At 68.5% G+C, this 5555-nt stretch carries 5 protein-coding genes and 1 pseudogene; 3 read left to right on the top strand and 3 right to left on the bottom strand.

Annotated elements, in window-relative coordinates:
- The first annotated feature begins 157 nt into the window (after nucleotides 1-157).
- Complete coding sequence (locus ABZD10_RS13120) at nucleotides 158-1666, top strand: YifB family Mg chelatase-like AAA ATPase (RefSeq protein WP_372887110.1); 1509 nt, start codon at nucleotides 158-160, stop codon at nucleotides 1664-1666.
- A gap of 4 nt (nucleotides 1667-1670) precedes the next feature.
- On the opposite strand, the gene gshB is transcribed toward ABZD10_RS13120, so the two are convergent.
- The 3 genes from gshB to rsmI all read right to left on the bottom strand — a co-directional run bounded on the left by gshB (nucleotide 1671) and on the right by rsmI (nucleotide 3956).
- Nucleotides 1671-2606, bottom strand: a complete 936-nt coding sequence (gene gshB, locus ABZD10_RS13125; protein ID WP_372887112.1) for a glutathione synthase — start codon at nucleotides 2604-2606, stop codon at nucleotides 1671-1673.
- A gap of 63 nt (nucleotides 2607-2669) precedes the next feature.
- A complete protein-coding gene (locus tag ABZD10_RS13130; RefSeq protein ID WP_372887114.1) occupies nucleotides 2670-3080 on the bottom strand; it encodes a YraN family protein in 411 nt (136 codons plus the stop codon).
- Nucleotides 3081-3095: 15 nt separating this feature from the next.
- Nucleotides 3096-3956: a 16S rRNA (cytidine(1402)-2'-O)-methyltransferase gene (gene rsmI / locus ABZD10_RS13135; RefSeq protein ID WP_372887116.1), complete on the bottom strand. Its 861-nt coding sequence runs from the start codon at nucleotides 3954-3956 to the stop codon at nucleotides 3096-3098.
- 123 nt (nucleotides 3957-4079) lie between these two features.
- Between rsmI and ABZD10_RS13140 the strand changes: the two genes are divergently transcribed.
- Together ABZD10_RS13140 and ABZD10_RS13145 are read left to right on the top strand one after the other, a co-directional pair.
- Entirely contained in the window at nucleotides 4080-5240 is a 1161-nt protein-coding gene (locus tag ABZD10_RS13140) for a penicillin-binding protein activator (RefSeq protein ID WP_372887118.1), read from the top strand.
- 10 nt (nucleotides 5241-5250) lie between these two features.
- Nucleotides 5251-5555, top strand: a pseudogene (locus tag ABZD10_RS13145) ([protein-PII] uridylyltransferase); the annotation flags it as partial.

Raw genomic sequence — 5555 nt, forward strand, 5'->3', positions numbered from 1 at the left:
GGACCCCCGGATATTTCAGGCAAGAGAAAGCCGGGGACGGGCATTGGTTGTTCACTCGGGTAAATCTCTTGGGTCACTCTCTTTGGTCAATCACTTGGGTTAATCACTTGCTAACCATGGCGGGTTAACTTTTTCCGAGGATTGCGGGAGAGGTGGCATGGTGGCGCGCGCCTATACAGTGGCCTTCGAAGGCGTCGAGGCGCATCCCGTGGAAGTGCAATGCGCGCTCTCGGCCGGCCTGCCGGGCTTTTCCATCGTCGGGCTGCCGGACAAGGCGGTCTCGGAGGCGCGCGAACGGGTGCGCGCGGCGCTGCATGCGATGTCAATCGCGCTGCCGTCGAAACGGATCACCATCAACCTGTCGCCGGCCGATCTTCCCAAGGAGGGCAGCCATTACGACCTGCCGCTGGCGATGGCGCTGCTGGCGGCGCTGGAGATCATTCCGCAGGATGCCGCCGAGGGCTGCATCTCGCTGGGGGAGCTGTCGCTGGACGGCACCCTGGTGGCGGTGACGGGCGCGCTGCCGGCGGCGATGTCGGCGGCGGCGCTCGGCCGGGCGCTGCTCTGCCCCCTGGCCTCGGGGCGCGAGGCGGCCTGGGTCGGCGATGCCGAGGTGCTTGGCGCGGCTTCGCTGGCCGAGGTGGTGCGCCACTACAGCGGGGAATCGCCGCTGGCGCCCTCGGAACCGGGCGAGGTGCTCGGCCCGCCCAGCGCTCTCGACCTGCGCGACGTCAAGGGGCAGGAACGCGCCAAGCGGGCGCTGGAGATCGCCGCCGCCGGGCGGCACCATTTCCTGATGACCGGGCCGCCCGGGTCGGGCAAGTCGATGCTGGCGGCGCGCCTGCCCGGCCTGCTGCCGCCGCTGTCGCCGCGCGAGGCGCTGGAGACCTCGATGATCCATTCGGTGGCCGGCGCGCTGGCCGAGGGCGGCATCTCGCGCAGCCGGCCGTTTCGCGAGCCGCACCATACCGCCTCGATGGCGGCGATCGTCGGCGGCGGGCGGCGGGCGCGGCCCGGGGAAATCAGCCTGGCGCACAACGGCGTCTTGTTTCTCGACGAGTTGCCGGAGTTTTCGCGCCCGGTGCTGGAAACCCTGCGCCAGCCGATCGAGACCGGCCGGGTGATGGTGGCGCGGGCCAATGCCCATGTGTCCTATCCCTGCCGCTTCCTGCTGATCGCGGCGGCCAACCCCTGCCGCTGCGGCGAGATGTTCGATCCGGGCCGCGCCTGCTCGCGGGCACCGGCGTGCGGCGCCGACTACATGGGGCGGATTTCCGGACCGCTGATGGACCGGATCGACCTGCGGCTCGAGGTGCCGCCGGTGGGGTTCCGCGATCTCGACCTGCCGGCGGACGGCGAAAGCTCGGCCGTCGTCGCGGCGCGGGTCGGCGCGGCGCGCGACAGGCAAGCCGCGCGCTTTGCCGATCACCCCGGCCTGCGCTGCAACGCCGATGCCCAGGGCGGCCTGCTGGAGGAAGTCGCGGCGCCCGACGCCGAGGGGCGGGCGCTGTTGCAGGGCGCGGCCGAGCGTTTCGGGCTGACCGCTCGGGGCTATCACCGGGTGCTGCGGGTGGCGCGCACCATCGCCGACCTCGAGGCCAGCGCATCGGTGCGCCGGGCGCATGTGGCAGAGGCGGTCAGCTTCCGCCTGTCGGAGCCGGGCTGATCCGTCAGCCGCGCCGGGCCTCGATCGCCTGCCAGATCTTCTCGGCGATGTTGACGTTGTCGAAACGCTCGAGCTCCTGGATGCCGGTCGGCGAGGTGACGTTGATCTCGGTCAGGTAGTCGCCGATGACGTCGATGCCGACGAAGATCTGCCCCTTGTCGCGCAGCAGCGGGCCGATGGCGGCACAGATCTCGCGGTCGCGCACGCTGAGGGCGATCTTTTCGGGGCGGCCGCCGACATGCATGTTGCTGCGGGTCTCGCCCTCGGCGGGCACCCGGTTGATGGCCCCCACCGGCTCACCGTCGACCAGGATCACCCGCTTGTCGCCGTTCCTCACGTCGGGCAGGAATTTCTGCACGATCAGCGGCTCGCGGCTGAAGCCGGTGAACAGCTCGTGCAGCGAGGCAAGGTTGCGGTCGCTGCGATCCAGGCGGAACACCCCGGCACCGCCATTGCCGTAAAGCGGCTTGAGGATGATGTCGCCGTGCTTTTCCTTGAACGCGCGGATGGTGTCGAGGTCGCGGGCGATGGTCGTCGGCGGGGTCAGGTCGGGGAAATCCAGCACCAGCAGTTTCTCGGGGTAGTTGCGCACCCAGAAAGGATCATTGACCACCAGCGTGTCCGGCGTCAGCCGGTCGAGGATATGGGTCGAGGTGATGTAATGCATGTCGAAAGGCGGGTCCTGGCGCAGCCAGACGACGTCGAAATCGGCCAGGTCGACCCGGATCCTTGGCCCCAGGTCGGCGTGGTTGCCCTGTTCGCGCCGCACGGTCAGCGCATGGCCGCGCGCGGTCACGCGCCCTTCTTCATAGGCCAGCTGATCGGGGGAGTAATAGAACAGCTCATGGCCGCGCGCCTGGGCCTCTTCGGCAAGGCGGAACGAGCTGTCGGCATTGATGTCGACCGACTGGATCGGGTCCATCTGAAAGGCGATTTTCATGGGCAGTCCTCAATTCTGGCTTGCCCCTACATGGCGGTTTCACGCCGCCCATGCAATGGCTGCTCAGAAGCCCATCTGTGCATTTTCGAGGATTTCGATTTCCCCCCGGCCATCGACCAGCGCCACGTCGAAGCGGCATTCGGTCAGCGACCCGGCAGGTTCACCGGCAAGAAAGACCTCGGCCGCACGATGAAGGCGGGCGATCTGGCGCACTGAGAGCCGCGCCGCCGCGCTGGCGAAATCGCGCGATTGCTTGACCTCGACGAAGACCAGCCGCGCGCCGTCGCGCAGCACCAGATCGAGTTCGCCGCCGCCGTTGCGGCAACGCCGCGCGGCCACCGCGAACCCGCGCCGCCGGTAGTGGCGTTCGACGGATTCTTCGGCGCCGAGCCCGGCGTGATAGGCCCGCCTGCCGCGCCTTTGACGCGCCGCCAGCTCGGGGGAGGTGAAATCAGAGTGGCGAAGAAAGGACATGGGCTGGCCCCCGGGCTATTGCGATGCCGAGAGTTTTAGCGCCAATTGGTAAATCTTTCGTTTGTTGACGCCATGGGCCTTGGCCACGCTGTCGGCGGCGTCGCGCACCGTCATGGTCGCGAGGGCCTTGCGCAGCGCCTCTTCGAGATCGCCTTCGGCAGCGGCCCCCGGCTTGGCACGATCGACCAGCACCACGATTTCGCCCTTGACCCGATGCGCCGCGAGCGCTTCGGCCAGTTCCGCAAGCGTGCCGCGCCGCACTTCCTCGAACTTCTTGGTCAGCTCGCGGCACATGGCGGCCGGACGATCCGGCCCCAGCACCCGCGCCGCATCCTTCAGCATCTCGGCGATGCGATGCGGGCTTTCATAGAACACCAGGGTGCCGGGCACCTCGGTCAGGGCCTCGAGCGCGCTGCACCTTGCGCCCTTGGCATTGGGCAGGAAGCCGGCGAAGAAAAACGCATCCGTCGGCAGGCCGGCAAGGGTCAGCGCGGTGATGATGGCCGAGGCGCCGGGGGCCGAGGTCACCAGATGCCCGGCCTCGGCCGCCTCTTTCGAAAGGTGGTAGCCGGGGTCGGCAATCAGCGGCGTGCCGGCCTCGGAGGCATAGGCCACGACCCTGCCGGCGGCCAGGTGTGCCAGCAGTTTCTCGCGCGCCCGGGCCCCGGAATGGTCGTGGTAGGCCAGCAGCGGCCGGTCGCCCAGCGCCACCCCGTGGATCTCGAGCAGGCGGCGCATCGAACGGGTGTCCTCGGCGGCGATGACATCGGCCGAGGCCAGCACGTCCAGCGCCCTGAGGGTGATGTCGCGGGCGCTGCCGATCGGTGTTGCGACAAAGTACAAACCCGGTGCCAATCTGACCTGATGATGATTCAACGCTGGACCCAATCTTCGTGTCGTTTATGATCCCCCCGAACAGGGCGCGCCCGGCGGCAGCGCCCCGATGACGCGCCCGAATGCCAGACAATTTCAGCCCCGTCCAAGGGAGTGAGGATTTCGATGTTGACCCGTATTAACCCCGCAAGACTGTTTCTGAAAGGGGCCGTTGCCGCCCTCGCCGCGCTGGGGCTGAACGCCTGTGTCGAGACCGGCCCGACGATCTCGGCCTCGCAACCGGTGCCGGTGGCGCTGCTGGTGCCCTCGGGATCGGCCGCCTCGGGCGACAAGGTGATCGCCCAGAGTCTGGAAAACGCCGCGCGGCTGGCGATGGCGGATCTTCAGGGGGTGCAGATCGACCTGCGCGTCTATGACACCGAGGGCAATGCCGACGCCGCCCAGCGGGCCGCTGTCCGGGCGGCGGACGACGGTGCCAAGATCATCCTCGGGCCGCTGCATGGCGAAGCCGCCAATGCCGCCGGCAAGGCGGTGGCCGGACGCGGCATCAACCTGCTGAGCTTTTCCAACAACACCACCATCGCCGGCGGCAATGTCTTCGTGCTCGGCGCCACTTTCGAGAATACCGCCGACCGGCTGGTCGATTTCGCCGCCCGCCAGGGCCGGCGCAACATTCTCGTGGTCCATGCCAACACCGTCTCGGGGCAGCTCGGGCGCAATGCCATCGTCAGCGCCATCAACCGCTCGAGCGCACGCCATGTCGGCACCGTGGCCTATGAATTCTCGCAGGAGGGGGTGATCAACGCCGTCGGCGAGATCAAGGCCGCCGCCGAACAGGGCCAGGCCGACACGATCTTCCTGACCTCGGACACCTCGGGGGCCCTGCCGCTCTTGTCGCAGATGCTGCCCGAGGCCGGCATCAGCAGCCCGACGGTGCAGTATGTCGGCCTCACGCGCTGGGACATTCCCTCGCAGACCCTGGCCCTGCCGGGGGTTCAGGGCGGCTGGTTCGCCCGCCCCGACGCGGCGCTGACCCAGCAGTTCCAGACCCGCTATGCCCAGGCCTATGGCGGCCTGCCGCATGCGCTTGGCGGGCTGGCCTATGACGGTATTGCGGCAATCGGCGCACTGGTCAAATCAGGCCGCAGCACCGCATTGACCACCAGCGCCCTGACCCAGGGGGCCGGCTTTCAGGGCGTCAACGGGATCTTCCGCCTGCGCGCCAACGGAACGAACGAGCGCGGGCTGGCCGTCGTCAGCATCCGCGACAAACAGGTGGTGACCATTGACCCAGCCCCGACAAGCTTCGGCGGCTTCGGATTCTGACCTCGGCAAGATGCAGATTCCCGAGCCCCCCGCCGCGCTGATCTGCACGGCGGACGAGATATTCGACCGCGCTGCGGTGGCCCGCGACATCGCCCGGGCCGTCGCCGAGACCGAGGCCAACGACGGGCTGCGCGCCGCCGTGGTGCGCATTCTAGCGGCGGCCCAGAAATCCGGCCGCACCGCCATCGAGAAAGGGTTTCTCGAACATCCCTTCGATGCGCGCCCCATGACCCGCGCCTATACCTGGCTTACCGACTGCCTGGTCGGGACCGCCCATCACGTGGCCATCACCCACCTGCACCCGCTGGCCACCCC

The organism is Shimia sp., from assembly GCF_041624275.1.
Lineage (GTDB): Bacteria > Pseudomonadota > Alphaproteobacteria > Rhodobacterales > Rhodobacteraceae > Shimia.

Excerpts from the sequence above, each read along its gene's own strand:
- ABZD10_RS13120 (WP_372887110.1), top strand. The coding sequence starts at position 158 with ATGGTGGCGCGCGCCTATACAGTGGCCTTCGAAGGCGTCGAGGCGCAT.
- gshB (WP_372887112.1), bottom strand. The coding sequence starts at position 2,606 with ATGAAAATCGCCTTTCAGATGGACCCGATCCAGTCGGTCGACATCAAT.
- ABZD10_RS13130 (WP_372887114.1), bottom strand. The coding sequence starts at position 3,080 with ATGTCCTTTCTTCGCCACTCTGATTTCACCTCCCCCGAGCTGGCGGCG.
- ABZD10_RS13140 (WP_372887118.1), top strand. The coding sequence starts at position 4,080 with ATGTTGACCCGTATTAACCCCGCAAGACTGTTTCTGAAAGGGGCCGTT.